The organism is Actinoplanes derwentensis, assembly GCF_900104725.1.
GTDB classification, from domain to species: Bacteria; Actinomycetota; Actinomycetes; order Mycobacteriales; family Micromonosporaceae; genus Actinoplanes; species Actinoplanes derwentensis.
On record NZ_LT629758.1, the window covers coordinates 580,275 to 606,329 of the forward strand.

Sequence of the window (26,055 nt, forward strand, 5' to 3'; positions counted from 1 at the left end):
CGTGCGGCGCTGGCCCTACGCTCAGGACATGTCGACGCCCCCTGCCTGCTCCACATCCGTTGTTCCCGCCCTGACGGCGGGAAGGCTTCGATGATCGCCTTCGAACTGGCCGTCCAGGACGACCACGGCATCGACGTCGCCGCTCGCCTCGGTGTGGACCGTGTCGAACTGTGCAGTGCTCTGCCGCTCGGCGGTGTCACCCCGTCGCTCGGGCTGATCGAGGCCGCGGCCGGTGCCGTCCCGGTGCACGTGCTGGTCCGGCCCCGGCCCGGCGGTTTCGCGTACAGCGCTGCCGAAGTCGTCACGACGATTCGCGACGTGCGCCACGCGATCGCCGCAGGTGCCGCCGGAGTGGTGATCGGTGGCCTGCGGGACGGGCGCGTCGACGCGGATCTCGTCGAACGGGCGGTGTCCGCCGCCGACGGTGCCACCGTGACGTTCCACCGGGCGTTCGACATGCTGGCCGATCCGGTGCAGGCAGTCGAGGAGTTGATCGGGCTCGGGGTCCACCGCATTCTCACCGCCGGATGTCCGACGGTGGTCGCCGACGGTCTGCCCGGTCTGCGGCGGCTGGTCGACGCCGCGGCCGGCCGACTGGAGATCCAGGCCGGTGGCGGAGTGCGGCCGGAACTCATTCCGGCGCTGGTCGCCACCGGGGTTCCGGCCGTGCACGCCTCGGCGAAAGTCATCGTTCAGGACAGTGGCGGGCTCACCCTGGGTAGCGCCGCGAAGGGATCGGAAACCGGGCGGGAAACCACCGGCGAACAGATCGTGCTGCGGATCATCGAGGCGTTACGGGGATAGGGCGCCGCGTCCTGCGGCGCCCCATCACTTCGTCAGCTGGAGCAGGTGCTGAGGGACGTCTGGAGCGCGGTCTTCTCGGCCGACTGCAGAGTCAGTGCCCAGTAGTACTTCACCGCGATCCACATCTTGGCGTACGTGCAGCGGTACGAAGTGACCGACGGCTGCCACGTCGACGGGTCCTGGTCGCTCTTCGACTGATTCACGTTGTCGGTGACCGCGATCAGCTGCGGGCGGGTCAGGTCGTTGGCGAACGTCTGCCGTTTCGCGGTGGTCCAGGCGCTGGCGCCGGAACGCCACGCCTCGGCCAGCGGCACCACGTGGTCGATGTCGACGTCACTCGCGGCGGTCCAGGTGGCACCGTCGTACGGCGAGAACCAGGACCCGGAGGTCGCGGCACACGCCGAACTGGTGACCACGCTCGTACCGTCCCGCTTCAGGACGGTCTCGCGCGTGTTGCAGGTGCCACTGATCGTGATCCAGTGCGGGAAGAGGTCGCGATCGTACGTGCTGGCGTTCGCCTCGGCGGCCACCGTCAGCGAGTTCAGGTAGGTCTGGGCGGTGGCCTTCGTCGGGATGCCGGTGGGTGCGGCCTGGGCGGGGGAGACCAGCAGGCCGAGCGAGAGCAGGCCGGCGGTGAGCCCGGCGACCAGCGATCGGGGAGAGAGGGGACGGGGGAAGAGGCGCATGACGGCTCCTTAGGTCGTCCGATTCGGACAACACAGATCTACGGCAGCCAAACGTCTCAAGATGATGACACCCGTGAATTTCTCGTGTCCGAACAAACAAGAACAAACCGCCCGCAGAAACACTTCGTTAACAGAACCCGACCGGGTGATCGTCGGCTCAGGCGAGAAGAGTCGACAACCGGACATCGGCGTCACACGGGCGGGGACTCCCGCCTTCGGTACGGCGACGCGACACTGTCGGCCGAGAAAGTGAATCGCATCGACCAGTCGGCGTGCCGCTGAGCAAGGGACGGAAAATGTCATACCGCATCGCTGGACTGCTGGCACGGAATCCTAAACGAATGCGCAGGTCAGGAGGTTTTCCCGTGGCTACCGCACATGACGTCGCCGCATACATCCTGTCCAGACTCGGCCCGACTTCGGCGATGAAACTGCAGAAACTCGTCTACTACAGCCAGTCCTGGCATCTTGTCTGGGACGACCGGCCGTTGTTCCCCGAGCGCATCGAAGCTTGGGCGAACGGCCCAGTGGTGCCCGACCTCTATGACCGGCACCGTGGCCAGTTCGAGGTGACGGTCATCGAGGGTGGCGATCCGGATCGGCTCAGTCCTGGCGAGCGGGAGACCGTCGATATCGTTCTCGGTGCCTACGGCGGTTTGGACGGGCGGAAGCTCTCCCACCTCACCCACGCGGAGAGCCCGTGGCGGGACGCCCGCCACGGGCTCGCGCCGACGGCTCGATCCAACGCCATGATCACCGAGGCTGCCCTGGTCGAGTACTACGGGGCACTCGATGCCGCTGAGGATGCCACCTCCGTCGGCGACCTGAGATGGGAAGGCTGGGACAGCCCGGCACCGACTGCCATCTGATCCGCACATGGGGCTCAAGAAGGTCCGTACGCAGGCGTCCAAGCAACTCTCCGGCGGACAGAGGATTCCCCGCACCGGCGCTGACGACCGTACGGTCGACGACCGGTACCCGTTGTTCTCTTTCCGGTACGCCGACCGTTCTCACTGCGGTTCGTGGTCGTGGTTGAAAGTCGGCGACCACCTGCAGTTGCACGACTTTCTGTGCGAGATGAGCAGGCTGTCCTGGCGGGAGATTCGTGCGCAGATGTCGGGCGGGCATCGGAAACACCATAGCCAGGGCATCGTGACGTTGGAGAAGGCTCAGCAGCGAATCCTTCAGCTGCATCTGGACGAAGTGATCGGCGACGAGCTGTTCCGGTTCCGTCTCGAAGGCGCCGTTCGCCTCTGGGGATTCCTGGACGAGGCGGTCTTTCATGTCCTGTGGTGGGACGCCGGCCATCAGGTTTATGTGCCCCGGAGACGGTAGGGGGTGTCGATAGGGTTCGTGGATGGACTATGTGCGGCTGGGTGGGACCGGGGTCAAGGTTTCGCGGATCTGTCTCGGGATGATGACCTATGGGTCGCAAGGCTGGCGGGACTGGGTGATCGACGAGCAGGCGGCGGCGCCGATCGTGCGGCGGGCCGTGGAGCAGGGGATCACCTTCTTCGACACCGCTGACATGTATTCGGTCGGTGGCAGTGAGGAGATCACTGGGCGGTTGTTGCGGTCGTTCTTCGCCGGCCGTGGTGACTATGTGCTGGCTACCAAGGTGTTCTTCCCGGTCGGTGACGGGCCGAACGATCGAGGGCTGTCCCGTAAACACATCATGGCGTCGATCGACGCGTCGTTGCGGCGGCTCGGTACCGACCATGTGGATCTCTATCAGATTCACCGCTGGGATCGGGAGACACCGATCGAGGAGACCATGGAGGCGTTGCACGACGTGGTCAAGGCCGGCAAGGCGCGCTATCTCGGCGCGTCCAGCATGCACGCCTGGCAGTTCGCGAAAGCGCAGTTCACCGCGGAACGGCACGGGTGGACGAAGTTCGTGTCGATGCAGCCGCAGTACAACCTCGCCTACCGGGAGGAGGAGCGGGAGATGCTGCCGTTCTGTCAGGACTCGGGGGTCGGGGTGATCCCGTGGAGTCCTCTCGCTCGCGGGGTGCTGGCACGCGGTCGGGCCGCCGAGTCGGTGCGGGCGCGGACCGACCAGATGATGGCCCGGCTGTCGAACGAGGAGGACTTCGCGGTCGCCGACGTGGTCGCGGACGTAGCGAAAGCCCGGGACACGTCGCCGGCCCGGGTGGCACTCGCCTGGCTGCTGTCGAAGCCGGTGGTGACCGCCCCGATCATCGGCGCGTCGAAGCAGTCGCATGTCGACGACGCGGTGGCCGCTGTCGATCTGAAACTGACCGACGCGGAGATCGCCGCGCTGGAGGCGCCGTACCGGCCACACGCGCTGATCGGCTTCTAAGCGGCGGCGGAGAGACCGGGATCGGGGGAGTCCTGCCAGATCGCCCAGCGGGTGTCGGGGCCGAGGGATTTCGCCTTGTGCATGGCGAGTTCGGCGCGGTGCATCAGTTCGTCGTGGGTGCGGGCGGCGGGTCCGGAGACGGTCACTCCGATGGCGGCGGCGAGCGTGACGAGACGGCCGTCGATCAGGATCGGGCCGAGTTCGGCGGCCAGGCGCCCGCTCACCTCGTACGCCGCCTCCGGGGTGTTGATCTCCGGCAGCAGGACCGCGAAACCAGCGCCGTCCAGCCGGGCCGGGAGGGCGCCCGGCGGCAGGCAGCGGCGCAGCACCGACGCGAACTCCACCAGCAGCCGGTCGTCGACGTCGCCGTTCAAGTCGATGACCAGCACCGCGGTCCGCCGGCCGCGAGCAAGACCGCGAGCGAGGGCCCGGTGCGAGTGGCGTTCGAAGCGAGCCCGGATCGCCAGCCGGGTGAGCCGGTCGGTGCGCCGGAGCAGGCAGATCAGGCGCACGAGGCCTCCAACGACGATCGACAGGGCGGAACGCCGGTGCAGATCGGGCGCGCACGGCCCGACTTGAGAAACCGGCGAAACATAGGATCGGCGGATGGCCGTACCCCAGACCCACGACGCGGCGATCGCCGCCGCCCATCAGCTCGCCGACCTGCTCGAACCGGGCGACATCCAGCGGGACCGCGACGGCGCGGACGTGATCCCGCACGAGGCGCTCGCGGCTCTCGACGCCTCCGGGCTGCTCGGTGTCACCGTGCCGGCCGCGGACGGCGGCCCGGGATTGGGACCGCGCACGCTCGCCGAGGTGACCCGGATTCTGGCGATGGCGGATCCGGCGATCGCCCAGATCCCGCAGGGCCATTTCCTGATGGTCGACGTGCTCGCGGTGCACGGCGGTGCCGAGGCGCGCAAGCGGATCCTCACCGACGTGCTGGCCGGACGGCGGTTGGGCAACGGTCTCGCCGAGCGCGGCGGCAAACACGCGCAGGACCTGACGACGCGGATCACCGGCGGTCGGTTGGACGGTGTCAAGTACTACACGACAGGTGCCCTGACCAGCGCCTGGATCGCGGTCAGCGCTCTCGACGAGAACAACCGGCTGGTTCTGGCCCTGGTACCGCGAGACGCCGAGGGCGTCGCAGTGGGTACCGACTGGGACATGATCGGGCAGCGGGCGACGATCTCCGGCACCGCCACTTTCACGAGTGTGCCGGTGGAGCCGGGGCTGCGGATCGACTACGCGGGCGTCTTCGAGGTGCCGCAGCAACTCGGCGCGCGGGCCCAGCTGGTGCACACTGCGATCGAGGTGGGCATCGCCGGGGCCGCGCTGCGCGACGCCCGCCGGTATCTTCGGGACAAGGCGCGACCGTCGTCCGAGGCGGTGCGGCGCGGTGCCACGGCGGCCACCGACGACCCGCACGTGCGGCACCGTTACGGCCGTCTCGCGACGAAGGTTCGTGCTGCTGAGGCCCTACTCGACTCGGCCGCCCGTACCCTCGCGGAAGTGGGTTTGATCCCCGCCGGCCCGGACGCCGCGGCGCGTGGCTCCCTCGCGGTGGCCGCCGCGAAGGCGTTCGGCACCGAGGTCGCGCTGGAGGCCGGCTCGGAGCTGTTCACCCTCTGCGGCACCAGCTCGGCCGCCGCGAAATACGACCTGGACCGGCATTGGCGCAACGCCCGAACCCACAGCGTCCACGACCCGATCGACTACAAATACGCCCACATCGCAGCCTTCGAACTCGCCGACGAACAACCCCCCAACCACGGACAACTCTGACGTACGCCCGACAAAACGGTCCCGTGACCTCCGCGCAAGGAGGTCCCGGGCCCGGCCCGACGGCGCGACCGCCGGGCCGAATGCGATGGCCCGGGTGGACGCGAACCGCGTCCACCCGGGGGAGAAGGTCAGAACCGGGTGCCGACCGGTTCGGGGGCCGCCGGGACGGGTTCGGCGGCCACCGGCTGGGCGGGGCCTTCGACCGACAGGTTCGGGGTGAGCTTGTCGGCCCAGCGGGGGTACCACCAGTTGCGGTCGCCGACCAGGCGCATCAGGGCCGGGATCAGGGTCAGGCGGACCACGAAGGCGTCGATCAGGACCGCGATGCCCAGGCCGATGCCGATCGCGGAGACGATGCGCTGCGGGGTGAAGCCGAAGGATGCGAAGACGAAGAGCATGATGCCGGCGGCGGCGCCGATGACCTGCGCGGTCTCGGCGAGGCCGGTGCGGATCGAGTGCCGGTTGTCGTGGGTGTGGGCGTGCTCCTCGTGCATCCGGCTGACCAGGAACACCTGGTAGTCCATCGACAGGCCGAACATGACGCCGACGATGATGACCGGGACGAAGTACATGATCGGAGCGGCGCCGCCGACACCCAGCAACTCGGTGCCCCAGCCGAACTGGAAGATCGCGGTGATCGCGCCGAGACCGACGAGCAGGGTGGCCAGGTTGGTGAGGGCGCCCATCAGCGGGACCACGATGCTGCGGAAGGCGATCGCCAGCAGCAGGAAGCCGAGCAGAGCGACCAGTCCGAGGTAGAGCGGCAGTTTGCCGAGCAGGGCGTCGGACAGGTCGATACTGGTGGCGGTGGTGCCGCCGACGTACACCTGAAGGTTGCTGCCGGTCTCCGCACCGGGGATGACGTCGTCGCGCAACTGCTGGACCAGGTCGGCGGTCTGTTCGGTCTGGGCGCTGGTGCCGGGCACGACCGTGGCGAGCATGACGGTGGCGCCGGTCTCGGCGGGCGCTGCGCTGACCGCGGCCACGTTCGCCACCGCGGGCAGGTCCTTGACCAGCCGCTGGAACGCGGTTGCGGAGGCGGCGTCCGGCGTCCGGGCGACGAGCAGCAGCGTGGCGTCGTAGCCGGCGCCGAAGGCCGGAGTCATCATGTCGTAGTAGGCGCGGGTGGCGGTGCCCGCCGGATCCGAACTGGCGTCCGAGTCACCGACACGCAGCGACAACACCGGCGCGGCCAGGGTGCCGATCACCAGCAGCGCGCCCGCGGCGGCCAGTACCGGGGACCGGTCGATCAGGGCGGCCCAGCGGCCCGCGAGCCGAGGGCGGTGGGTGGCCGGCAGGTGGCCCTCGGCGATGGCGGCGCGCTGCCTGCGGGACAGGACCCTGGTGCCGAGCATCGCCAGCAGGGCCGGGAGCAGGGTGAGCGCGGTCAGGACGGTGAACAGCACGGACACCGCGGCGGCCTGAGCCATGCCGGTGAGGATGCTGAGGTCGACCACGAACATGCCGAGCAGCGCGACGATGACCGTGATCCCGGCGAAGACGACCGCCCGGCCGGAGGTGTTGACAGCGGTGGCGACACTCTCCCGGACGGTGGCGCCGGCCAGCAGGGCCTTGCGGTACCGGTTGACGATGAACAGCGCGTAGTCGATGCCGACACCCAGGCCGATCAGGGCGCCCATGGTGAGGCTGGTGGCGGACAGGTCGACGACGTGCGCGCCGAGCACGACCACCAGCAGGGAGGCACCGACGCCGACCAGGCCGGTCAGGATCGGCAGCACCGCCGCCCACATCGACCGGAACATCAACAACAGGATGATCAGCGCGGCGAGCACACCGATGGCCTCGGTCCCGTGGGACGGCTCGGGCTGTTCGCTGAACGCGGTGCCGCCGCCCTCCACGTCCAGGCCGTCCTTGTCGTAGCCGCGGGCGGCGTCGGCGACCGCGGTGGCGTCGGCGTCCGCGGTGAGCACGACCCGGGCGTACGCGGTGTTCGCGGCCTTGTTCGTCTGGCCCTCGCTCACCGCCTGAACGCCGGGCATGGCCTTGATCTCGGCGAGCATCGCGGTGACCGTGGTCCGCACCGAAGCGGCGTCGACAGCCGTGCCGGTGGTCTTCCAGACGATCGTTCCGGAGGTCGCGGACTCGCCGTCGCCGCCTTCACCGAGAATCGCGTAGGCGGTGGACGACTCGCTGTCGGGCAGTTCCACAGCGTCGGAGAAGGCCGTTCCCTTGACTCCGGCGAGACCGGCCAGGGCGAGCAGACCGACGATCCAGATCCACAGGACGGCTTTGCGCCGGCTGGTGCACCAGTGTGCGAGAGCGGACAAGGGACTACCTCTTTCCACGAGTGGCTGACCCGTAAAGAGTCGCGTTTCCGCTGCTCCAGGTCGTCCACCCAGCGCGGTGGTCGGTTACCGCATCCGATGTACCGCCGCTGCGGTACCCGCTCAGGAGCGCTCCAGCGGAAGATCGGCCTCGACGACGAACCGGCCGTCGCCGTCCATCCGCGCGGTCAGGGTTCCGCCCACCGCGCCGGCGCGTTCCCGCATGCCGATCAGGCCGTGCCCGGTGCCGGCGCCCCGGTGACCGGGCCGGGCCGGGTTGACCACGGCGATCCGCAGCCGGGTGTCGTCGTAGGCGAGATACACCTCGGCGTGCCGCACGGTGCCGTGTTTCCCGGCGTTGGTCAGGGCCTCCTGCACGATCCGGTACGCGGAGACGTCCGCCGACCCGGTCAGCGGCCGGGGCGTCCCGTCCCGGTGCACGGTCACGTCGAAACCGGACGCGCGGAACGAACCGACCAGCCCGTCGAGATCGGTCAGAGTCGGTGTCGGCTGCCGGCTCTGCGGTGTCTCGTCGTCGGAACGCAGCAACCCGACCGTGCAGCGCAACTCGTCCAGGGCGACCCGGCTGGTCTCGCGGATCCCGGCCAGCGCCAGTTGGGCCCGGTCCGGATGTGACCGCATCAGATGATGGGCGACCCCGGCCTGGGCGTTGACCAGAGTGATGTGGTGGGCGACCACATCGTGCAGGTCCCGGGCGATCCGGACCCGCTCCTCCCGGACCTGCCGCCGAGCTTCCTGCTCACGGGTGAGTTCGGCCTGGACCGCCCGCTGCCGGACCTCGGCCAGCAACTCCCGCCGGTTGCGGCTCGCGTCCCCGACGGCGGCGGCGATCACGGCGTAGTTGAGCGGCAGCAGGTTCTCCAGGGCCCACACACTGCCGGGCTGCCAGGGCACCGCGGACGCGGTCATCGCCGCCGCCGCACCGAGCGCCGCGGCCACCACGATCCGGCGCGGCCGCAACGTCGCCAGGGTGTAGAGGGCGACGATGCCGGCCGCGTCGGCGACCACCACGTGCCCGGCGGTCAGCGGCAGCAGACTCCCGGCGAGGATCGTCACCACGGTCACCGCCAGGGGGTACCGCAGCCGGAAGAACAACGACATCGTCCCGTGCAACGCGATGATCAGCTGCCACGTGGTCGGCGCGACCAGCGTCCCGTCCTGATGCGAGATCTGCGCCATCATCACCAGCGTGGTGAACAGCGGCGGAACCCAGATCCGCCAGGCACCCCGCCCTGGCGAGGTGTCACCCACCGGCCAGGCCGTTCTCGTACGCGAACACCACGAGCTGGGCCCGATCCCGTGAACCGGTCTTCATCATCGCCCGGTTGACATGGGTCTTCGCGGTCGAACTGCTGATGAACAGCCGCACCCCGATCTCGTCGTTGGACAGTCCGGCCGCGACGAGCACGGTGATCTCCCGCTCCCGGGGTGTCAGATCGGCCAGCGCCTCCGGCCGATGCGAGGACGCCGCCTGCGCCTGCGGGCCCGGCGCCGGTGACTGGGCCAGGAACCGCTCGATCAGCGCGGTGGTGGCGCTGGGGGAGAGCAGCGACTCACCGGCGGCGACCGTCCGTACCGCCTGCAGCAGATCCTCCGGGTTGACGCCCTTGCCCAGGAAACCGCTGGCCCCGGCGTGCAACGCGGAGACCACGAACTCGTCGGTCTCGAACGTGGTCAGGATCAGCACCCGCACCCCGGCCAGATCGTCGTCGCCGGTGATGCGCCGGGTCGCCTCGATGCCGTCCATCTCCGGCATCCGGATGTCCATCAGCACCAGATCGGCCCTGGTCCGCCGGGCCAGATCGACCGCCTCGGCACCGTTGGCCGCCTCACCGACCACCTCGATGTCCGGCTCGGCGTCCAGCAGCAGCCGGAACGTGGCACGCAGCAGCGCCTGGTCGTCGGCGAGGAGGATGCGGATCGTCACAGGGTCAGTCTCCGGTTCGGCCGCGCGCGGGTAAGCATCATGCGAGGCCATCGTGGCAGCTCGACGGGCCTCCGGTCGTCAGCTCAGCGCGGTGATCGCCGTACCGCACCCGCGGTATCTTTCAACCATTCTTCGGTACGGACAGCAGAACGGTCCCGTGCCCACCGCGCGAGGTGGTCACGGGACCGGGCCTACGGCGCGACTGCCGGGCCGAATGCGGTGGTGCGGGTCAGATCCGGTACGACGCGAACGTCACGTCGGCGTTGTGGGTGAAACCGAGCCGCCCGTACAACCGGATGGCGTTGTCGTTGTCGTGCACCGCGTGCAGGAACGGCAGTTCACCGCGGGCCAGGATGCCGGCCGCCACCGCGAGGGTGAGCCGGGCGGCGAGGCCCTTGCCGCGCCACGCCGGGTCGGTGCAGACCGCGCTCACCTCGGTCCAGCCGGGCATCCGGAACCGTTCGCCGGCCATCGCGACCAGCCGGCCGTCCGGGTCCCGGATGCCGAGGTAACGGCCCAGGTCGACGGTGCGTTTCAGGAACGGGCCGGGCTGGGCGCGCGCGACCAGCTCCAGCATCTCGGGCACGTCCTTCTCGGTGAGCGGGACGGCCTCGGGGTCCTGGACACCGGACATGCTCTGGCCGATCATCTGCACGCCGTGCGTCACCGTCTCGGCCCGCCAGCCGGCGAGAGGGGTGATCGACGGGCCGGTGAGCACGGCGAAGTCGGTGAGCGTGGCCAGGTCACGCCAGGCGGACGGGTCGGCCGGGTCGCTCAGCGCGGCGAACGGGGCGATCTCGGGCAGGTATCGGGCGGCGTTGCCCGCGGCCTCGGCGAAACACGCCTGCGGCCCGGTGAGGGCGGCCCACACGGGGTTGTTCAGCACCCCTTGGAGACTGCCCTCTCCCGGCCGCCCGCGCCAGTGGATAACCGTCGAACCACCCGCTCACCGCGCTGTCGGATATCGTCACACCACCTGGCGCTGCGGCTGTTCCTGCTGCTCGGCGGGGTACGGCTCGTACTGCTCGGTCATGGCCGGCACGTCACCGGGCCACAGCGGCTTGGCGAAGTGGTAACCCTGGCCGTAGCGGCAGCCCATCGCGTCCAGCGCGGCCCGCTGGCCGGCCTCCTCGATACCCTCGGCCACCACGGCCAGGTCGAGGTTGTGCGACAGGGTGACGATCGCGTCGACGAGCGCGTGCTGCTGACGGCTGTGCAGGATGTCGTCGATGAACGACTTGTCCAGCTTCAGCACGTCCACCGGCATCTGCCGCAGGTAACTCAGCGACGAGTAACCGGTGCCGAAGTCGTCGATCGCGATCCGCACACCCATCGCCCGCAGCGCCTTCAGGTCGGCGAGCACCTTGTCGGCGTCCTTGAGCACCAGACTCTCGGTGATCTCCAGCAGCAGCCACTCCGGCCGGGCCCCACTGGCGGCCAGCGCCGAACGGACCTGGTCGCCGAAGTCGGCACTGCGGAACTGGCGCACCGACACGTTGACACTGACGTACCGCAGCGTGGTGTCCGGGTTTTCGGTCTTCCACTGCGTGAACTGCCGCAGCGCCTCCCGCAGCACCCAGTCGCCGATGCCGACGATCGCACCGCTCTCCTCGGCGGCCTCCACGAAGTGGTACGGCCCGAGCAGCCCCCGCGACGGGTGCTGCCAGCGGACCAGCGCCTCCACTCCGGTGATCTTCTGGTCGATGAGTTCCACGATCGGCTGGAACTGGAGCACGAACTGCTCCTGCTCGATCGCCTCGTACAGGGCCGTGCGCATCTCCAGGCGCTGCATCATCGCGGTGTGCAGGTCGCTCTGGTAGCGCTGCCAGCCGCCCTTGCCGTTGCCCTTGGCCAGGTAGAGCGCCAGATCGGCGTGCCGCAGCAGCTCGGTGGCGTTGTCGGCGTCGCGGTTGGTGGCGATGCCGACGCTGGACCGGGCACTGATCACGTGCGTGCCCCCGGCACCGTCGGACACCTCGACCGGCTCGGCGAGGGCCTCCACCAGTGCGGCGGCCACCCGTTCGGCGGCGTCCACCGAGTTGCTCTGCTCGACCAGGACGGCGAACTCGTCGCCACCCATCCGGGCCGCGGTGCTGCCGGCGCCGATGATCTCGGTGATCCGTTCGGCCACGTGCAGCAGCAGCTGGTCGCCGACCATGTGGCCGAGGGTGTCGTTCACCTCCTTGAAGTCGTCCAGGTCGACGAAGAGCACTCCCAAGGTGGCGCCGTCCCGTTCGGCCACGCAGAACGCCTGTTCCAGCCGGTCCCGGAACAGCACCCGGTTGGCCAGCCCGGTCAGCGCGTCGTGGAACGCCTGGTGGGTGAGGTCCTTCTCCAGCCCGCGCCGTTCGGTCACGTCCCGTAGCGTCACGACCAGTCCGGCCACCGTCGGGTCGTCGCGCAGGTCCCGCAGGTCGCATTCGATCTCGACGGTGCGGCCACCGGCCCGGATCGCGGTCAGCTCGATGTCGTCCATGTCGCCGGCCCCGGCCTGGACCCGGAACAGCACCTCGCGCAGCGCCTCCTGCGAACTGCCGGCGATCAGCGCCGACATCTCCGAGCCGGTCGGGTCGGTCCCGAACAGCGACTCCGCCGACGGGGTGGCGTAGCGGATCACCCCGTCGGCGCCGACGATCAGGATCACGTCGGCGGCACTCTGGATCAGCGTCCGGAACCAGGCCTCACCCTCGGCGCGGCTCACCTCGGCGGTCAGCGCGATCCGCTCCAGCACCACGGCGATCTGCGTGCCGAGGGTCTGGAACGCGGGCAGCAGCAGGCGCAGCACCCGGTCCGGGGCGCCGATCGCCAGGCGGGCGACCCGGTCCCCGGTGAGCGGGTGGGTGGCGTAGAGGACGTTGAGGTAGCCACCGGACCGCAGGCCGTCGGGCAGTTCGGCGGTGGGGATCAGCCGGATCGACGACCGGGCCGTCCCACCGGCGTCCGCCGGTTCCGGCAGGTGCAGGTGGAACTGCTGGCCGGGCGGCATCAGCCGGGCGATGCCGTCGCTGACCGCCTTGAACACCTCGCGCTCGTTCGTCGTCGCGAACAGCAGCGCGCTCGCCTCCCGCAGCGCCCGTTCCAGGCTGCTGGCCTGCCGCTGCGACCGCGCCAGGTCGGCGACCCGGGCCAGGACCATCAGGAACATCAGCGCCGCGGAACCGGCGATCACCGGGGCGTCGACCACCCCGCCGCGGGCGATCTCCACCTCCCGGCCCTGGGCGTACTCCAGAGCCAGGACGGCCGGCGCGATCAGGGCGGCCGAGCTGAGCCAGAACAGCCGGTGGCTGTCCATGCTCGTGTCGGTGCTCTGGACGGGTTCGGACAGCTCCCGCATCGCCGGGCGCAGCGCGGCGTAACCCATCGCCGAGTAGAAGACGATCCAGCCCAGGTCGACCGGGCCGCCCAGGTTCCACGCCTGGTTGAGCTGCGACTGTCCGTAGAAGACGTCGGAGACCAGCAGGCCGACCATGGCCACCCCGAGCGGGCCGACCGAACCGATCTGCTTGCCCGAGCCGGTGAACATCCGCAGGATCACGGCCAGCACCAGCACGTCACCGAGCGGATAGCCGATCGAGACCAGCTTCTCCAGCGTCGACAGGTGCTCGGCCCGGGTGAACGGGGCGATCCAGTACACCCAGGCCAGCAGGCCCAGGCCGACCGTCGGGACCAGCGCGTCCAGCAGGGCCGCCCGGTTCGTGCCGCCGCCGTTACGGGCCCGGACCAGCATCAGCAGGCCGGCCGTCAGCAGCGGGTAGAAGACCAGGTAGAAGAAGTCCGCCAGACCCGGGAAACCGGGCTGTTCGCCACGGGCCAGGACCAGGTTGTACCAGCTGTCACCGGTGGTGAAACACGCGATGGCGAGGCTGATCAACAACCACGGCAGCTTCCGGGCCGGCTTGTTGATCCACACGCCGGCCAGCACCGCGAGGGCGCAGGAGTAACCCAGCGCCGCCCAGCTGTACAGGTGCGCGTCCGGGAGGGCGTAGTAGACGCCGGTGATGATCAGCGTCCAGACGCCGAAGCACGCGCGAACCACTCGCGTCGACAATGCGTACTCCGTTCACCGGGTGGACTGATTCCGACCGGCTGTATCGGAGCCGCCACCGGCGACCTGAGGAGAAGTGACCGGCTACATCGCCAGCGCGTCCACCAGACGACGGGCGGAACCGGCCAGATTCCACCGCTCGGCCAGGGCCAGCAGCGCGTCCGGGTCCCGGGGAGCGCCCGGCAGCACCGGGTCGAACTCCGGCAGCGGGACGTCGACGGCGACCTTGCACACCGGCAGCGCCCGGGCCAGGTAGTCCCGCGAGACGTCCAGTTTCGTACGGACCCCCGGCGCGAACCCGGCGTCCGGATCGTCGAGCGCGGCCAGGATCTCCTCGACCCCGCCGTACCGCTCGATCAGCCGGGCCGCGGTCTTCTCGCCCACCCCGGCGACGCCCGGCAGGCCGTCGCTCGGGTCGCCGCGCATCGCCGCGAAGTCCGCGTACCAGCGGGCCGGCACCCCGTACTTCGCCGTCACCAGGGCCTCGTCGGCGTCCTCCAGTTTCGCCACCCCGCGCCCGCAGTAGAGCAGCCGCGTCCGGCGGGCGTCGTCGACCAGCTGGAACAGGTCACGGTCGCCGGAGACCACCTCGACCGGCGCCGGCTGCCCCACGGCGAGGGTGCCCAGCACGTCGTCGGCCTCGTAACCGGGCACCCCGAACGCCGGGATGCCGATCGCGGCCAGCACGTCGAGCAGCACCGGAACCTGCTTCTCCAGCGACGCCGGCACCTCCTCGACGTCACCGTGCGCGACCCGGTGCTGCTTGTACGATGGCACCAGCTTCACCCGCCACGCCGGTCGCCAGTCCGCGTCCAGCGCACAGACCAGCCGGTCCGGGCGCCGGGTGCGGATCAACTGGGCCAGCATGTCGAGGAAGCCGCGGATCGCGTTGACCGGCTCCCCGGCCTCGGTCTGCGCGGCCTTCTCCGGAATCCCGTGGAAGGCGCGGAAGTACAGGCTCGGGGCGTCAACTGCCAGCAGTGGTCGGCTCACCGCCCCACCCTAGACGGCCGGTCAGGTGGTGCGGTGCAGGGCGCGGGTCAGGCAGGCCAGCGCGACGGTGGTGAGGGCGGTGCGCCCGATGTTGCCGCCGGCCCAGCGCTTCTCGAAGGCGGCCCGTGAACCGCCCGCGTCGAGCCGCCGGTTCAGCGGCACGTGGTGTCGCGCGGTCACGGCCAGCACCGCGCCGTACCCGATCGTCCCGGCCAGGGCCCAGCCGGCGGCCTTGCGGTTGCCGGCCCGCCAGTGCAGCACGGCCGCGGTGGCCGGGAGCGCCAGCGAGCCGAAGTAGGTGGCGGCGAAGACCGGGTTCTCGATCGCCCGGTTGATGTGACGCATCGACGACACGAACGTGTCGTCGTCGGCCTGCGCCAGCCCCGGCATCACCGCGACGTCGAAGGCGTAGAACAACCCGGCCATCAGCCCGGTCGACACGGTGGCGGCACTGAGGGCGGCGTCGGCCCGGCGGTCCCTGACTTCGGACATGGTGACCCTCTCGGCAGGTGGTGGTGAGGAAGAGTCAAACACGTATGTAATCGGGTGATCCATATCTGAAAGGCTCACCCTGATGTGCGGGAGTCTCATCCGGCCAGACGCCGCAGCTCCTCGGCCCGGTCGGTGTTCTCCCACGTGAAATCCCGGCCGAAGTGCCCGTAGGCGGCGGTCCGCTGATAGATCGGGCGCAGCAGGTCCAGGTCCCGGATGATCGCGGCCGGGCGCAGGTCGAACACCTCCTGGACGGCCTTCTCGATCCGTTCGGCCGGAACCGTCTCGGTGCCGAAGGTCTCCACGAACAGCGACACCGGGTGCGCCTTGCCGATCGCATAGGCGACCTGCACCTCACAGCGTTCAGCGAGACCGGCCGCGACCACGTTCTTGGCGACCCAGCGCATGGCGTACGCCGCCGAACGGTCGACCTTCGACGGGTCCTTGCCGGAGAACGCGCCACCACCGTGCCGGGCGTAACCACCGTAGGTGTCGATGATGATCTTGCGGCCGGTCAGCCCGGCGTCACCCATCGGCCCGCCGATCTCGAACCGGCCGGTCGGGTTGACCAGCAGCCGGTAACCCTCGGTGTCCAGACCGGCCAGTTCCGGGGTGATCACGTGCTCCCGGATGTCCGGCGTGAGCAGCCCGTCGAGGGAGATCCCGGCGGCGTGCTGGGAGGAGATCACCACCGTGTCGAGGCGAACGGGGCGCGTCCCGTCGTACTCGATGGTGACCTGGGTCTTGCCGTCCGGCCGCAGGTAGGGGACCGTGCCGTCCTTGCGGACCGCCGCCAGCCGGCGGGCGAGGCGGTGCGCGAGGGCGATCGGCAGCGGCATCAACTCAGGTGTCTCCGAGCAGGCGAAGCCGAACATCATCCCCTGGTCGCCGGCCCCCTCGGCGTCCACACCCAGGGCGATGTCCGGCGACTGGCCGCCGATCGAGACGTTCACCCCGCAGGACGCGCCGTCGAAACCCTTCTGCGACGAGTCGTAGCCGATGCCCAGGACGGTGTCCCGCACGATCTTCGGAATGTCCGCGTAGGCGCGGGTGGTGACCTCGCCCGCCACGTGCACCTGACCGGTGGTGATCAGGGTCTCCACCGCGACCCGGCTGCGCGGGTCCTCGGCCAGCAGCGCGTCCAGGATCCCGTCGCTGATCTGATCGGCGATCTTGTCCGGGTGGCCTTCGGTGACCGACTCGGATGTGAACAGGCGACGTGCCATCAGGGCCCTCCAGGGTGGTGACGGGTGGCGGCGAACTTCTCCCGGCCGGGGCCGACGACCAGGAACTGGCCCATCATTCCCTCGTCCTCGTGCCGCAGGACATGACAGTGGTACATGTACGGGGTGTTCTCGTCGGCGTTGCCGGCGAACGTGACGAGCAGCCGGAAACGGACGTCCATCGGCAGGTTGAGGGTGTCCTTCCAGCCGGACAGTTCCGGTGGTGGTGGCTCGCCGTCGACGTCGAGCACCCGGAAACGCTGGCCGTGCAGGTGGAAGACGTGCGGCATGAGGTGGGTGCTGTGGACGGTCCAGATCTCCCGGGTGCCGGCGGTGGCGATCAGGTCTACCCGGTGCATGTCCATGTTCTTGTCGTTGATGGTCCGCTGGTAGAACTCGAACGACCGCTCATGGGCGACCTTGCTCGTATCCGGTGGCGGCAGATCCGACAGAACCGCCGGCAACGGGGTGCTCGGTGTCAGCGTGGCCGCCGCCCGCAGTTCCAGGACGTCGAACGAGTCCATGCCGCCCTCGAACCGCCGCACCAGGATGTTCTCGTCCGGCGCCGGTGAGCGGCTGCGCAGTACGAGGCGCTCACCGGGGCGCATCGGCACCACGATGTCGGCACGTTCGCCGGGCGCCAGCCGGATGCCGGTGCGCGGCACCGGCGCGGCGAGCATCCCGCCGTCGGTGCTGATCACGTGGAACCCGCGGTCGCCGGCGAAACCGAAGTCGTACTGCCGGCCGTTCGATCCGTTCAGCAGGCGCAACCGGACCAGACTGGTGCGGACCTCCCGGTACGGGCCGATCGTGCCGTTGACCAGCAGAGTGTCGCCGAGCACGCCGACGTCGCTGCTGAAGTCGGGCCGGGTGCCGAACTGGCCGTCCCACCCGAACCGCCGATCCTGGACGATCACCGGGAGGTCGTCGACCCCGTACTCGTGGGGCAGTGCCGCGGTCCGCGGATCGTCGTCGTCGATCAGGAACATTCCGGCGAGTCCCCGCAGGACCTGCTCCTCGGTGTGGCCGTCCGGGTGCGGGTGGTACCAGAGGGTCGCGGCCGGCTGGTCGACCGTCCACCGCATGTCCGCCGTGCGGCCGGGCCGGATCGGCCGGTGCGGGCCGCCGTCCACCGCAGCCGGCAGGATCGCGCCGTGCCAGTGCACGGTGCTGTCCTGGTCCAGGTCGTTGCGGACCCGGACCCGGATCTTCTCGCCGCTGCGCACCCGCAGGGTCGGGCCCAGATAGCTGCCGTTGTAACCGGCGGTCCGGGTCTCGCCGTGACCGAAATCGGTCACCCCGCTGTCGGCTCGCAGGTCGAAGACCCGGAACCCGTTCTCCACCCGCGACGGTGCGAGCGGCGGGATCGCCAGCTCCCGGTCGAAGGCGACCGCCCCGACCGTCGACAGTGGCGGCCGGTCCAGGTACCAGACGCATCCGCCGGCGATCAGGGCCAGCACCAGCCAGCCCGTCAGCAGTCCGCGTCTCACCGGACCCCGGCCCGGAGCAGCCCGGCCGCCGCCAGGTCGGACCGGACCGCGTCCATCACTACGGCCGGGGCACCCTGGTGATAGAAGTGGCCGCCGTCGAACATCCGCAGCCGGAACTCACCGGTGGTCGCCTCCCGCCACCGGTCCACCTGCTCCTCGGTGGCGACCGGATCCTGCCGGCCGTGGTAGGCGACCACCGGGCCGGACAGTTCCGGCCCCGGCCCGGCCCGGTACGTCTCGGTCAGTGCGTAGTCGGCGCGCAACATCGGGACGAACGACTCCAGCAGCCGGCGCCGCAACCCGGTGGCGGCAGCGGTGCCGCCCAGCGCGATCAGATGATCGATGAACTGCCCGGTCGGCAGCAGATGCAGCGACGACTGCCGGGGGTGCCGCGGGGCCTGCCGTCCGGAGGCCAGCAGCACCGACGGTTCCGGACGGCCCTCGGCGATCAACTGCCGGGCCGTCTCGTAGGCCAGCAGTGCGCCCAGGCTGTGCCCGAAGAACGCGAACGGCCGGTCCAGGTACGGCCCGAGAGCCGCGGTCAGCTCCCGTACCAGCGGGCCGAGACTGGTCCGCGGCTCCTCCCGCAGCCGCGACTCCCGGCCCGGCAGCACGATCGAACAGACCTGCACGTGCGGGGCGAGCGCCTCGCGCCACGGGAGGAAGAACCGGGACCCGCCACCGGCATGTGCGAAACAGAACAGCCGGGTGGCGCCATCGCCGGGCAGCAACCCGGAGATCCAGCGACTCGACACCGCCGTCCCCCTCAGCCCAGTCCGGTGACGGCGCGCACGATGTGCTCGGGGCGTTCCAGCGGCAGCATGTGCCCGGCCCCGGGGATCTGCTCGAAACGGGCGGTCGGCAGGGTCCGGGACAGTTGTTCGCCGTACGCCGGGGCCACGATCTTGTCGTGTTCTCCGGCCAGCACCACCGCCGGCACGGTGACCGACTCCAGCCCGGCCCGCAGGTCCATCCCGCAGGACACCCGGAAGAAGTCGCGGCGCACCGCCGGTTGCACGGCCGCGAACAGTTCCCGGTTCTGCTCGGCGAGCGCCCGGTCACTGCCGGGGGCGAGCATCCCGCCGAGCATCCGGCGGCCCAGCCCCGGACGGCGCAGCGCCCAGGAGAACACCGGATTACCCATCATCCGCAGCTCACCGGCCGGGGTGTCCTGGCCGTACGCGGCGGTCCCGGCCAGTACCAGCCCGCGCAGCCGCTGCCCGGCCACCACCGGATCGGCGCCCGCGTACGCCAGCGCCGTGTACCCGCCCCCGGAGTGCCCGGCCAGGATCGCCCCGTCCGCGTCGAAACGGTCCAGCACCTGGGCCAGGTCGGCACGCAGCCGGTCGATCCCGATGCCGTCCCGGCCGGTCGTGGAACCGCCGTGCCCCCGCTGGTCGTAACTGACCACCCGGTACCCGAGCCCGGTCAGCCGGGAGGCCACCCGGTCCCAGACCGAACGGGCCCCGCCCCAGCCGTGCACCAGGACCACCGTGCGGCCCGCGCCCTCGGTCACGGACGTGGCCAGATGGGCGCCGTCGTCGGTCCGCATCCGCTCGGCGGTGCCGGTCCGGCCGGTCACCGACCGCTCCGGACCACGCTCGGCGTGCTGCCGACCAGGGTGCCCAGCGCGGCGAACGCGGCCGCGGTGGCTTTGGTGTGCTCGGCGCCGATGTCGGCCAGCTTGGCGAGATGCCGGACCCAGCCGGCCGGGCGGGCGGCGAACCGCATCGTGATCAGGGTGCCGCCGTCCGGCAACTGCTCCAGCAGGAACTCGCTGGTGCCGCGGAACGCCCCGTCGACGTACTCACCGGCCAGCCGCCGGCCCGGCTCGACCGCGACGGTCCGCGAGGTGAACCGCAGCTTCGGCCCGCCCTTGTCGACACCCTTGGGGTGCACGGTCACGTGGGTCTCGCCACCGGCACGCTCCGGCGGGACGGCCCCGGCCTGGAACGTGTTCGCCGGTACCCAGAAGGCGCGGGCGCCGTGCAACTCCGCGATCAGCGCCGCCCAGACCTGCTCCGGGGCGGCGTCGATCACCGCTTCGTTGATGATGTCGTAGCCCGGCACGTCAGTGTCCTCCCGCGTTCTCGAGGAGCCGCTCGGTGCCCGTGGACGCGGCGATCTGGTAGGAGGCCAGGTCGAACCGGCGGGTGTTGCGCCGGAACCGCCAGGTGTAGGTGGGGAAGATCGACGAGTTGCGGCCGCTGGCGTCGGTGTACCAGTTGGTGCAGCCACCGGCCGGGCTCCACACCGTGCCGTCCATGACACCGTCCAGCCAGGTGTTGTACTCCCGCTGCGCCTCGGGGCGGACCTCGACACTGGCCAGCCCGCGGTCCTTCATCTGGGCCAGGGCGTCGATGACGTACGCCAGCTGCGCCTCGATCATCACGGTCTGCGACGAGTGGCCGAGGGTGGTGTTCGGGCCGAGCATCAGGAACAGGTTCGGGAACCCGGTGACGGTGGTGCCGCGGTACCCGGCCATCCCGTCGCTCCACGCCTCGCTGAGCTTGACCCCGTCGGCGCCGCGGATCCGGCGGGCGATCGGCCGGTCGGTGGCCCGGAACCCGGTGCCCAGGATGATCGCGTCCACCTCCCGCTCGGTGCCGTCGGACCCGACGATCGCGCCGCCGGCCACCTTGGCGATGCCGTCGGTGACGATGTCGACGTTGGGCTGCTGGATGGCCGGGTACCAGGTGTCGGAGAACAGCAGCCGCTTGCAGCCGACCGAGTAGTCCGGAGTCAGCCGGGCCCGCAGCGCCGGATCGGTGACCTGCTTGGCCAGGTTCTTCTCGGCCATCCCCCGGATCGTCTTGTCGGCGCGCGCCGGAGCCGACATCAGGAAGGCCACGATCTCGCGGCCCCACATGTTGAAGCCGCGCCGGAACTTCTGGTAGCCGGGCACACCACGCCGGCGGCGCAGTTCGGCCGGGCTGATCTCCAGGTTCGGTTTCGGGCCCACCCACGGTGCGGTCCGCTGGTAGAGGTCGAGCCGGCCGGCCACCTTCTGGATCTCCGGCACGAACTGGATCGCCGAGGCGCCGGTGCCGATCACCGCGACCCGCTTGCCGGCCAGCGGATAGTCGTGGTTCCAGTTCGACGAGTGGAAGACCTCACCGGTGAACGAGTCCAGGCCGGGCACGTCCGGGATGGCTGGGTCACTGAGGTAACCGCTGCCGGCGACCAGCACCTGCGCGGTGTACTCGCCCTGGCTGGTCTCGATGTGCCAGCGCCGGGTGAGCCGGTCCCAGCGGGCGTCGATCAGCTCGTGCTCGAACCGCAGGTGCGGGGTCAGTTCGAACTTCTCGACGCAGTTCCGCAGGTAGTCCAGGACCTCCGTCTGGGTGGCGAAGGTGGTCCTCCACTCGGCGCTCGGGGCGAACGAATACGAGTAGAGCAGCGCCATCACGTCACAGGCGCAGCCCGGGTACGTGTTGTCCCGCCACGTCCCGCCGATCGCGGCGGCCCGCTCGAAGACCAGGAAGTCGTCCTCGCCCTCCTGCTTGAGCCGGATCGCCATGCCGAGACCGGAGAAGCCGGTGCCGATGACCGCGACGCGCAGGTGCCTGATCGTCTGTCCCATGCCGGCCCCCTCAGCCACGCCGCGTCAGGACGATGCGGAAGTTGTTGAAGTACTCGTCCTCGAGCGTGTAGGCGAAGATGTCCAGGTAACGCTCGAAGCGGCGGACCACGTCCTCGCCGTCCAGAGCGACCGCCTCGTCGCGCCGCTCCGCCAGCTGCTCCAGCCACACCCGGCAGGCGATGCTGAACGACGCGCGCTCGTTGCGGATCTCGACCACGTCGAACAGGCCCTCCATCGCGGAGGTCAGCTCGCTCAGGTGCGGGATGTGGCAGCCGGCGAACTCCTCACGCTGCAGGAACTTCAGGTCGGCGAGCAGCGCCCGGTTCAGCGGCAACGCCTCGGCGGTCATCGCGTGCAGGACGAATCCCGCACCCGGCCGCAGCAGCGAGTGCACCTTGGTGAAGAAGTCCTGGTAGCGCCGGGTCCGATCACGGGGCGACAGGCTGGAGTGGACGAAGTGCTCGATCGCGTTGATGCAGAAGGCGGCGTCGTACGGCGTCTCGGTCTCGTGGTCCTCCCAGCTCTCCACCTTGATGTCGATCTTGGGGTTGCCGAGCGCCCGCACGTACTCCTGCTGGGTCCGGCTCAACGTCACGCCGACGCCGCGCCCGACCCCGTGCACCGTGGTCGCCCGGTCCAGCATGGTGCCCCAGCCGGAGCCGATGTCCAGCACACTCGCCGTCCCGGCGGCGCCGGCCAGCTCGACGAACGCGTCCAGCTTGCGCCGCTGCGCCTCGTCGTGGACGGCCCGCTGGTCCTCACCGTCGTTCCAGTAACCGCCGGAGTACATCATCTCCGGGCCCAGGATGATCCGGTACAGCTCGTTGCTGACCTCGTAGTGGTGGCGGATCGCGTCCACCTCGGGATTCAGGGCTGGGGTGTCGACTGCCGTCATGGCCGATCCTCTTCCGTCACGGGTGCGGGCCGTCTGAGGTAAACCGCCCGGCGCAAGCCCGGCGCAACACGGTGTTCTTGCGCATCTGTTGCGCCCGGCCCGTTAGCTGCTGACCGGGCAAGCACACCGCGTTGTCCGCCGAACGAGGAGGAACGATTCCGATGGAGATCCCCACCGTTGAGGACCTGGCCACCCAGCTCCAGGCCGTCTCCGGCGCCAAGGTCGTCGACGCGGACGCGGCACTGCAGCGGATCGCCGACGTCGATTCGCTGGACCTGATGGAGTGGCTGTACGGGTTCCAGGAGCAGTACCCGCACATCCCGGCGGACGAGTCCCTGTTCAAGGACATGGACGAGACCACCACCCTGCGTACCGTGCACGGCCGGATCCTGGCGCTCGTCCCGCAGCAGGTGTAGGCGTGAGCGGCTTCGCAATCACCGGCTGGGGGATGGCGGTACCCGATCAGGTCCGCTCCAGCGTGGAACTGGCCGAACACTTCGGTGTCGACGAGGACTGGATCGTCAGCCGCTGCGGCATCCGGGAGCGGCGGATCGTCGGTCCCGGTGAGACCACCGCGAGTCTCGCGGTGCTGGCCGGCCGGCGCGCACTGGCCAAGGCCGGCCTGACCGGGGCGGACATCGCCCACCTGATCGTGGCGACCGCGACCCCCGAGCAGCCGTCCCCGGCCACCTCGGCGTTCGTCCACCACGAGCTGGGCATCGAGGGCAGCGCCCACGACGTGAACGCGGAATGCTCCGGTTTCGTCTACGGGCTGATGACCGCGGCCGCGTGGATGGCCCTCGACCCGCGGCCGATCCTGGTGATCGGCTCGGACACCCACTCACTCACCGTCGACCCCGACGACCGGGACCTCAGCATCCTGGTCGGCGACGGCGCCGGTGCCGTGGTCCTGACACCCAGCCCGACGACCTGGCTGCAGGCCTGGAACCTGGGCGCCGACGGTTCGTGCACCGGCAGCCTCAAGGTGCCGGCCGGCGGGAGCCGGATGCCGACGACCAAGCAGACGGTCCGCGACGGCCTGCACTTCGCCCGGATCAAGGGCAACGAGATCTACCTGAACGCGGTCCGGTTCTCGGTGCGCTCGGTCCGGGCGACCCTCGCCTCCGCGAAACGCGAGGCCGATGACGTCGACCACTTCGTGCCGCACCAGGCGAACATCCGGATCATCAACTCGATCATGGCGCACACCGGGCTGAAACCCGAACGCCTGGTCACCAACCTGGAGCGGTACGGCAACACCGCGTCGGGCTCGGTGCCGATCGCCCTCACCGAGGCCCTGGACGCCGGCCGGATCAACGACGGCGACCGGGTCCTGCTGGCCGGGTTCGGCGCCGGGATGACGTGGGGTTCCATGCTCCTCGACTGGGGTGGGGTCACGAGATGAGCGGCAACCGGCCGGAATCCCCGGTCGCCCTGGTGACCGGCGCGTCCGGTGGCCTGGGCCAGGCACTGGCCCTGGAACTGGACGCGCTCGGCTGCCGGGTCGCGATCCACTACAACAGGTCGGCGCAGGATGCCCTGGCGCTGCGCGACAAACTGCACAACGACGCCGTCGTGGTCACCGGCGACGTCGGCTCCTGGGACGCGGTGCAGGCCATGCATCAGGAGATCAGCGAACGGCTCGGCCCGGTCGACGTGCTGGTCAACAACGCGGCGATCCGGCTCGACCAGCTGATGGCGATGCAGGCGGTGCCGGACTGGACCAGCGTCATCCAGACCAACCTGATCGGTACGTTCCACACCAGCCGGGTGAGCGTGCCCGGCATGCTGCGCCGCCGCTGGGGACGGATCGTCAACATCGTGTCCCCGTCGGGACTGATCGCGTCGCCCGGCCAGACCGCGTACTCGGCGTCGAAGGCCGGTGTCATCGGCTTCACCCGGACCCTGGCCGCCGAATGTGGCCGCCGCGGGGTCACGGTGAACGCGCTGTCGCCCGGTTTCATGCTGACGAACATGACCAGCAACCTGTCCGAACAGGTCGTGGACGGCATGCGGACCAAGTCGCCGGTGCCCGGGTTCGTCTCTCCCGAGGAGGTGGCCCGGAGCCTCGGGTTCATCCTGGGCAGCGACTACCTCACCGGCCAGGTGATCAGCATCGACGGTGGCATCTCCACCACCTGAGGACCCGCCGCGGCCTTCTGACCCCCGTGGGAGGGCCGCGGCGTTCTCGGCTGATCGTGCGAACCCCGCATTCGATAGATGGATGCTAATTTCCCTGGACGTGGCAGTGCGGCATTCTCGGAGGCTCGATTGACCGGCGTCGGCGTTACCTCGACCACCTTCCTGTCCGAGCTCGGCCCGTCCGGCGACACCATCGAGTGCGAGCGGGTTCAGGAGATCGTCTTCGGGCACGGCGGGGCGGGCATCGGTGACGGCCCGGTCCCCGGCCGGCGCGGACCCCGGATCGAGGCCGACTTCGCCAGCGCGTACGACGCGGCCCGCGCGGCCGTCGCCGTCGTCACCGCGGCGGCCGGCCGGCACAGCCGGGAAGCGCCCCGGATCGTGCTCTCCGGTCCCGAGCCCGGCCGCCGAGTGCCGGCCGACCGCTGGCTGCCCGCCCGGGTGCTGGAGATCGCCGACCCCGGCCAGATCATCGTCACCGCGCCGACCGCGGTCGTGGTCGGCCCCGGCCTGCCCGGCTCGACCGTCCTGGTGCACCGCGGGCACCTGCCGGCCGGCGACGGCCGCGGCACCCAGCGGCTCTACGAACTCCGGCTCGCCGCCGACGACCGGCAGGCCAACCTGGACTGGGCGCGCCGGGCCGTCGACGGGACCAGCATCGCGCTGGACCTGTCCGGGCTCACCGCCACCTGGCGACAGGCCGCTGCCGGTGATGCCCGGCTGATCCTGCTGTCCGGCCCGCGCGAGTCGCACCGCGACGCGGTCGCCGCCGAGCTGGCGTTACGGCTGCACAGCGCCGGTGCGCAGGTGCTCTACGGCAGCTGGCATCCGGAGGCGCACGCCCTCGGCGGGGCGTTCCTGGAAGCACTCGGCGTCTACGCCGACGGCTGTGACACCGAGCGGCTGCGCGCCGAACTGCAGGGCTGCGCCGGTGCGGTGAGCGGCCTGCTGCCCGATGTGGCCGCCCGGCTGGGCCGCCGCCGGGACCACTCGGAGATGTCGCCCGTCGTGCAGGCTGGGGACGTGGTCGAACACTGGATCCGGGCGATCTCCTGCCGGCGGCCCACCCTGCTGGTGCTCGACGACGCCCACCTGGCCGGCACCGCGGGCCTGCAGCAGCTGTGCGACGTCTGGTACGCCTGCCGCCGCAGCCCGCTGATGGTGCTGGTGTCCGCGATGGACGAGGGCCGCGACCGCGGTTCAGTCGTCGACCGGGTCATCGGCCTCGCCGTAGCCACCGAACCGAAGGCCTTCAGCCACATCCGCCTCTGACCCCAGGTTCTGCGTGGTGAGTTGGGGTTCGATTCGCACCCCAACTCACCACGCGCCCGTAGCCCCGGATCTGCGTGGTTACTTGA

25 protein-coding genes are annotated in these 26,055 nt (G+C 70.3%); 9 read left to right on the forward strand and 16 right to left on the reverse strand.

The window, feature by feature from the left end:
• The first annotated feature begins 90 nt into the window (after nt 1–90).
• Nucleotides 91–804, forward strand: a complete 714-nt coding sequence (locus BLU81_RS02460; RefSeq protein WP_092541216.1) for a copper homeostasis protein CutC — start codon at nt 91–93, stop codon at nt 802–804.
• 32 nt (nt 805–836) lie between these two features.
• Here the strand turns inward: BLU81_RS02460 and BLU81_RS02465 are convergent, their stop codons facing one another.
• Complete coding sequence (locus tag BLU81_RS02465; RefSeq protein ID WP_092541218.1) at nt 837–1,490, reverse strand: HNH endonuclease family protein; 654 nt, start codon at nt 1,488–1,490, stop codon at nt 837–839.
• A 365-nt stretch (nt 1,491–1,855) separates the two neighbouring features.
• On the opposite strand from BLU81_RS02465, the gene BLU81_RS02470 reads away from it, so the two are divergent.
• The 3 genes from BLU81_RS02470 to BLU81_RS02480 are packed head-to-tail and all read left to right on the forward strand — an operon-like array spanning nt 1,856 to nt 3,813.
• Nucleotides 1,856–2,359 carry a Panacea domain-containing protein gene (locus BLU81_RS02470; RefSeq protein ID WP_092541220.1) on the forward strand — a complete coding sequence of 168 codons (504 nt, stop codon included), beginning with the start codon at nt 1,856–1,858 and terminating at the stop codon, nt 2,357–2,359.
• A gap of 7 nt (nt 2,360–2,366) precedes the next feature.
• Nucleotides 2,367–2,825, forward strand: a complete 459-nt coding sequence (locus tag BLU81_RS02475) for a hypothetical protein (protein ID WP_092541222.1) — start codon at nt 2,367–2,369, stop codon at nt 2,823–2,825.
• A 22-nt stretch (nt 2,826–2,847) separates the two neighbouring features.
• Entirely contained in the window at nt 2,848–3,813 is a 966-nt protein-coding gene (locus BLU81_RS02480; RefSeq protein WP_092541224.1) for an aldo/keto reductase, read from the forward strand.
• On the opposite strand, the gene BLU81_RS02485 is transcribed toward BLU81_RS02480, so the two are convergent.
• The gene (locus tag BLU81_RS02485; RefSeq protein ID WP_157751124.1) at nt 3,810–4,325 is read right to left on the reverse strand and encodes a GGDEF domain-containing protein; all 516 of its coding nucleotides are present in this window, start codon (nt 4,323–4,325) and stop codon (nt 3,810–3,812) included. The genes BLU81_RS02480 and BLU81_RS02485 overlap by 4 nt on opposite strands.
• Before the next feature lie 94 nt (nt 4,326–4,419).
• On the opposite strand from BLU81_RS02485, the gene BLU81_RS02490 reads away from it, so the two are divergent.
• Nucleotides 4,420–5,601: an acyl-CoA dehydrogenase family protein gene (locus BLU81_RS02490; RefSeq protein WP_092541228.1), complete on the forward strand. Its 1,182-nt coding sequence runs from the start codon at nt 4,420–4,422 to the stop codon at nt 5,599–5,601.
• Nucleotides 5,602–5,729: 128 nt separating this feature from the next.
• Here BLU81_RS02490 and BLU81_RS02495 read toward each other — a convergent pair whose 3' ends face one another.
• From BLU81_RS02495 to BLU81_RS02560, 14 genes are all read right to left on the reverse strand, one after another.
• A complete protein-coding gene (locus BLU81_RS02495) occupies nt 5,730–7,889 on the reverse strand; it encodes an MMPL family transporter (protein WP_092541230.1) in 2,160 nt (719 codons plus the stop codon).
• Between the two features lie 120 nt (nt 7,890–8,009).
• Nucleotides 8,010–9,158 (reverse strand): sensor histidine kinase, encoded by a 1,149-nt coding sequence (locus BLU81_RS02500; protein ID WP_092541232.1) that lies wholly within the window; start codon nt 9,156–9,158, stop codon nt 8,010–8,012.
• Nucleotides 9,151–9,834, reverse strand: coding sequence for a response regulator (locus BLU81_RS02505; RefSeq protein ID WP_092541234.1), 684 nt, complete (start codon nt 9,832–9,834; stop codon nt 9,151–9,153). Before BLU81_RS02505 ends, BLU81_RS02500 begins: the two co-directional genes overlap by 8 nt.
• Nucleotides 9,835–10,063: 229 nt before the next feature.
• Nucleotides 10,064–10,720, reverse strand: a complete 657-nt coding sequence (locus tag BLU81_RS02510) for a GNAT family N-acetyltransferase (protein ID WP_092541236.1) — start codon at nt 10,718–10,720, stop codon at nt 10,064–10,066.
• Between the two features lie 81 nt (nt 10,721–10,801).
• On the reverse strand, nt 10,802–13,882 hold the full coding sequence (locus BLU81_RS02515) for a putative bifunctional diguanylate cyclase/phosphodiesterase (RefSeq protein WP_092541238.1): 3,081 nt from the start codon (nt 13,880–13,882) through the stop codon (nt 10,802–10,804).
• A gap of 81 nt (nt 13,883–13,963) precedes the next feature.
• Nucleotides 13,964–14,872: a 5'-3' exonuclease gene (locus BLU81_RS02520; protein WP_092541240.1), complete on the reverse strand. Its 909-nt coding sequence runs from the start codon at nt 14,870–14,872 to the stop codon at nt 13,964–13,966.
• 21 nt (nt 14,873–14,893) lie between these two features.
• Nucleotides 14,894–15,364, reverse strand: a complete 471-nt coding sequence (locus tag BLU81_RS02525; protein ID WP_092541242.1) for an anthrone oxygenase family protein — start codon at nt 15,362–15,364, stop codon at nt 14,894–14,896.
• Between the two features lie 95 nt (nt 15,365–15,459).
• Nucleotides 15,460–16,590: a methionine adenosyltransferase gene (metK, locus tag BLU81_RS02530; protein WP_092541244.1), complete on the reverse strand. Its 1,131-nt coding sequence runs from the start codon at nt 16,588–16,590 to the stop codon at nt 15,460–15,462.
• Nucleotides 16,590–18,077: a multicopper oxidase family protein gene (locus tag BLU81_RS02535; RefSeq protein ID WP_092541246.1), complete on the reverse strand. Its 1,488-nt coding sequence runs from the start codon at nt 18,075–18,077 to the stop codon at nt 16,590–16,592. Before BLU81_RS02535 ends, metK begins: the two co-directional genes overlap by 1 nt.
• Nucleotides 18,074–18,832: a thioesterase II family protein gene (locus tag BLU81_RS02540; protein WP_092541248.1), complete on the reverse strand. Its 759-nt coding sequence runs from the start codon at nt 18,830–18,832 to the stop codon at nt 18,074–18,076. Before BLU81_RS02540 ends, BLU81_RS02535 begins: the two co-directional genes overlap by 4 nt.
• Nucleotides 18,833–18,843: 11 nt before the next feature.
• Nucleotides 18,844–19,659, reverse strand: a complete 816-nt coding sequence (locus tag BLU81_RS02545) for an alpha/beta fold hydrolase (protein ID WP_197686101.1) — start codon at nt 19,657–19,659, stop codon at nt 18,844–18,846.
• A complete protein-coding gene (locus BLU81_RS02550) occupies nt 19,656–20,147 on the reverse strand; it encodes an SRPBCC family protein (protein ID WP_197686102.1) in 492 nt (163 codons plus the stop codon). The genes BLU81_RS02545 and BLU81_RS02550 overlap by 4 nt, the downstream gene beginning before the upstream one ends.
• A gap of 1 nt (nt 20,148) precedes the next feature.
• Entirely contained in the window at nt 20,149–21,660 is a 1,512-nt protein-coding gene (locus BLU81_RS02555; RefSeq protein WP_092541250.1) for a flavin-containing monooxygenase, read from the reverse strand.
• A gap of 10 nt (nt 21,661–21,670) precedes the next feature.
• A complete protein-coding gene (locus BLU81_RS02560; RefSeq protein ID WP_092541251.1) occupies nt 21,671–22,555 on the reverse strand; it encodes a class I SAM-dependent methyltransferase in 885 nt (294 codons plus the stop codon).
• A 161-nt stretch (nt 22,556–22,716) separates the two neighbouring features.
• Between BLU81_RS02560 and BLU81_RS02565 the strand changes: the two genes are divergently transcribed.
• The 4 genes from BLU81_RS02565 (at nt 22,717) to BLU81_RS02580 (ending at nt 25,969) form a co-directional block, all read left to right on the forward strand.
• Nucleotides 22,717–22,971: a hypothetical protein gene (locus BLU81_RS02565; protein WP_092541252.1), complete on the forward strand. Its 255-nt coding sequence runs from the start codon at nt 22,717–22,719 to the stop codon at nt 22,969–22,971.
• 2 nt (nt 22,972–22,973) lie between these two features.
• Nucleotides 22,974–23,960 (forward strand): 3-oxoacyl-ACP synthase III family protein, encoded by a 987-nt coding sequence (locus tag BLU81_RS02570; RefSeq protein ID WP_092541253.1) that lies wholly within the window; start codon nt 22,974–22,976, stop codon nt 23,958–23,960.
• On the forward strand, nt 23,957–24,697 hold the full coding sequence (locus BLU81_RS02575; protein WP_092541254.1) for a 3-oxoacyl-ACP reductase family protein: 741 nt from the start codon (nt 23,957–23,959) through the stop codon (nt 24,695–24,697). The genes BLU81_RS02570 and BLU81_RS02575 overlap by 4 nt, the downstream gene beginning before the upstream one ends.
• A 129-nt stretch (nt 24,698–24,826) precedes the next feature.
• A complete protein-coding gene (locus BLU81_RS02580) occupies nt 24,827–25,969 on the forward strand; it encodes an ATP-binding protein (RefSeq protein ID WP_092541255.1) in 1,143 nt (380 codons plus the stop codon).
• Nucleotides 25,970–26,055: the final 86 nt, after the last annotated feature.

Excerpts from the sequence above, each read along its gene's own strand:
- BLU81_RS02460 (WP_092541216.1), top strand. The coding sequence starts at position 91 with ATGATCGCCTTCGAACTGGCCGTCCAGGACGACCACGGCATCGACGTC.
- BLU81_RS02465 (WP_092541218.1), bottom strand. The coding sequence starts at position 1,490 with ATGCGCCTCTTCCCCCGTCCCCTCTCTCCCCGATCGCTGGTCGCCGGG.
- BLU81_RS02475 (WP_092541222.1), top strand. The coding sequence starts at position 2,367 with ATGGGGCTCAAGAAGGTCCGTACGCAGGCGTCCAAGCAACTCTCCGGC.
- BLU81_RS02480 (WP_092541224.1), top strand. The coding sequence starts at position 2,848 with ATGGACTATGTGCGGCTGGGTGGGACCGGGGTCAAGGTTTCGCGGATC.
- BLU81_RS02490 (WP_092541228.1), top strand. The coding sequence starts at position 4,420 with ATGGCCGTACCCCAGACCCACGACGCGGCGATCGCCGCCGCCCATCAG.
- BLU81_RS02525 (WP_092541242.1), bottom strand. The coding sequence starts at position 15,364 with ATGTCCGAAGTCAGGGACCGCCGGGCCGACGCCGCCCTCAGTGCCGCC.
- metK (WP_092541244.1), bottom strand. The coding sequence starts at position 16,590 with ATGGCACGTCGCCTGTTCACATCCGAGTCGGTCACCGAAGGCCACCCG.
- BLU81_RS02555 (WP_092541250.1), bottom strand. The coding sequence starts at position 21,660 with ATGGGACAGACGATCAGGCACCTGCGCGTCGCGGTCATCGGCACCGGC.
- BLU81_RS02560 (WP_092541251.1), bottom strand. The coding sequence starts at position 22,555 with ATGACGGCAGTCGACACCCCAGCCCTGAATCCCGAGGTGGACGCGATC.
- BLU81_RS02565 (WP_092541252.1), top strand. The coding sequence starts at position 22,717 with ATGGAGATCCCCACCGTTGAGGACCTGGCCACCCAGCTCCAGGCCGTC.
- BLU81_RS02575 (WP_092541254.1), top strand. The coding sequence starts at position 23,957 with ATGAGCGGCAACCGGCCGGAATCCCCGGTCGCCCTGGTGACCGGCGCG.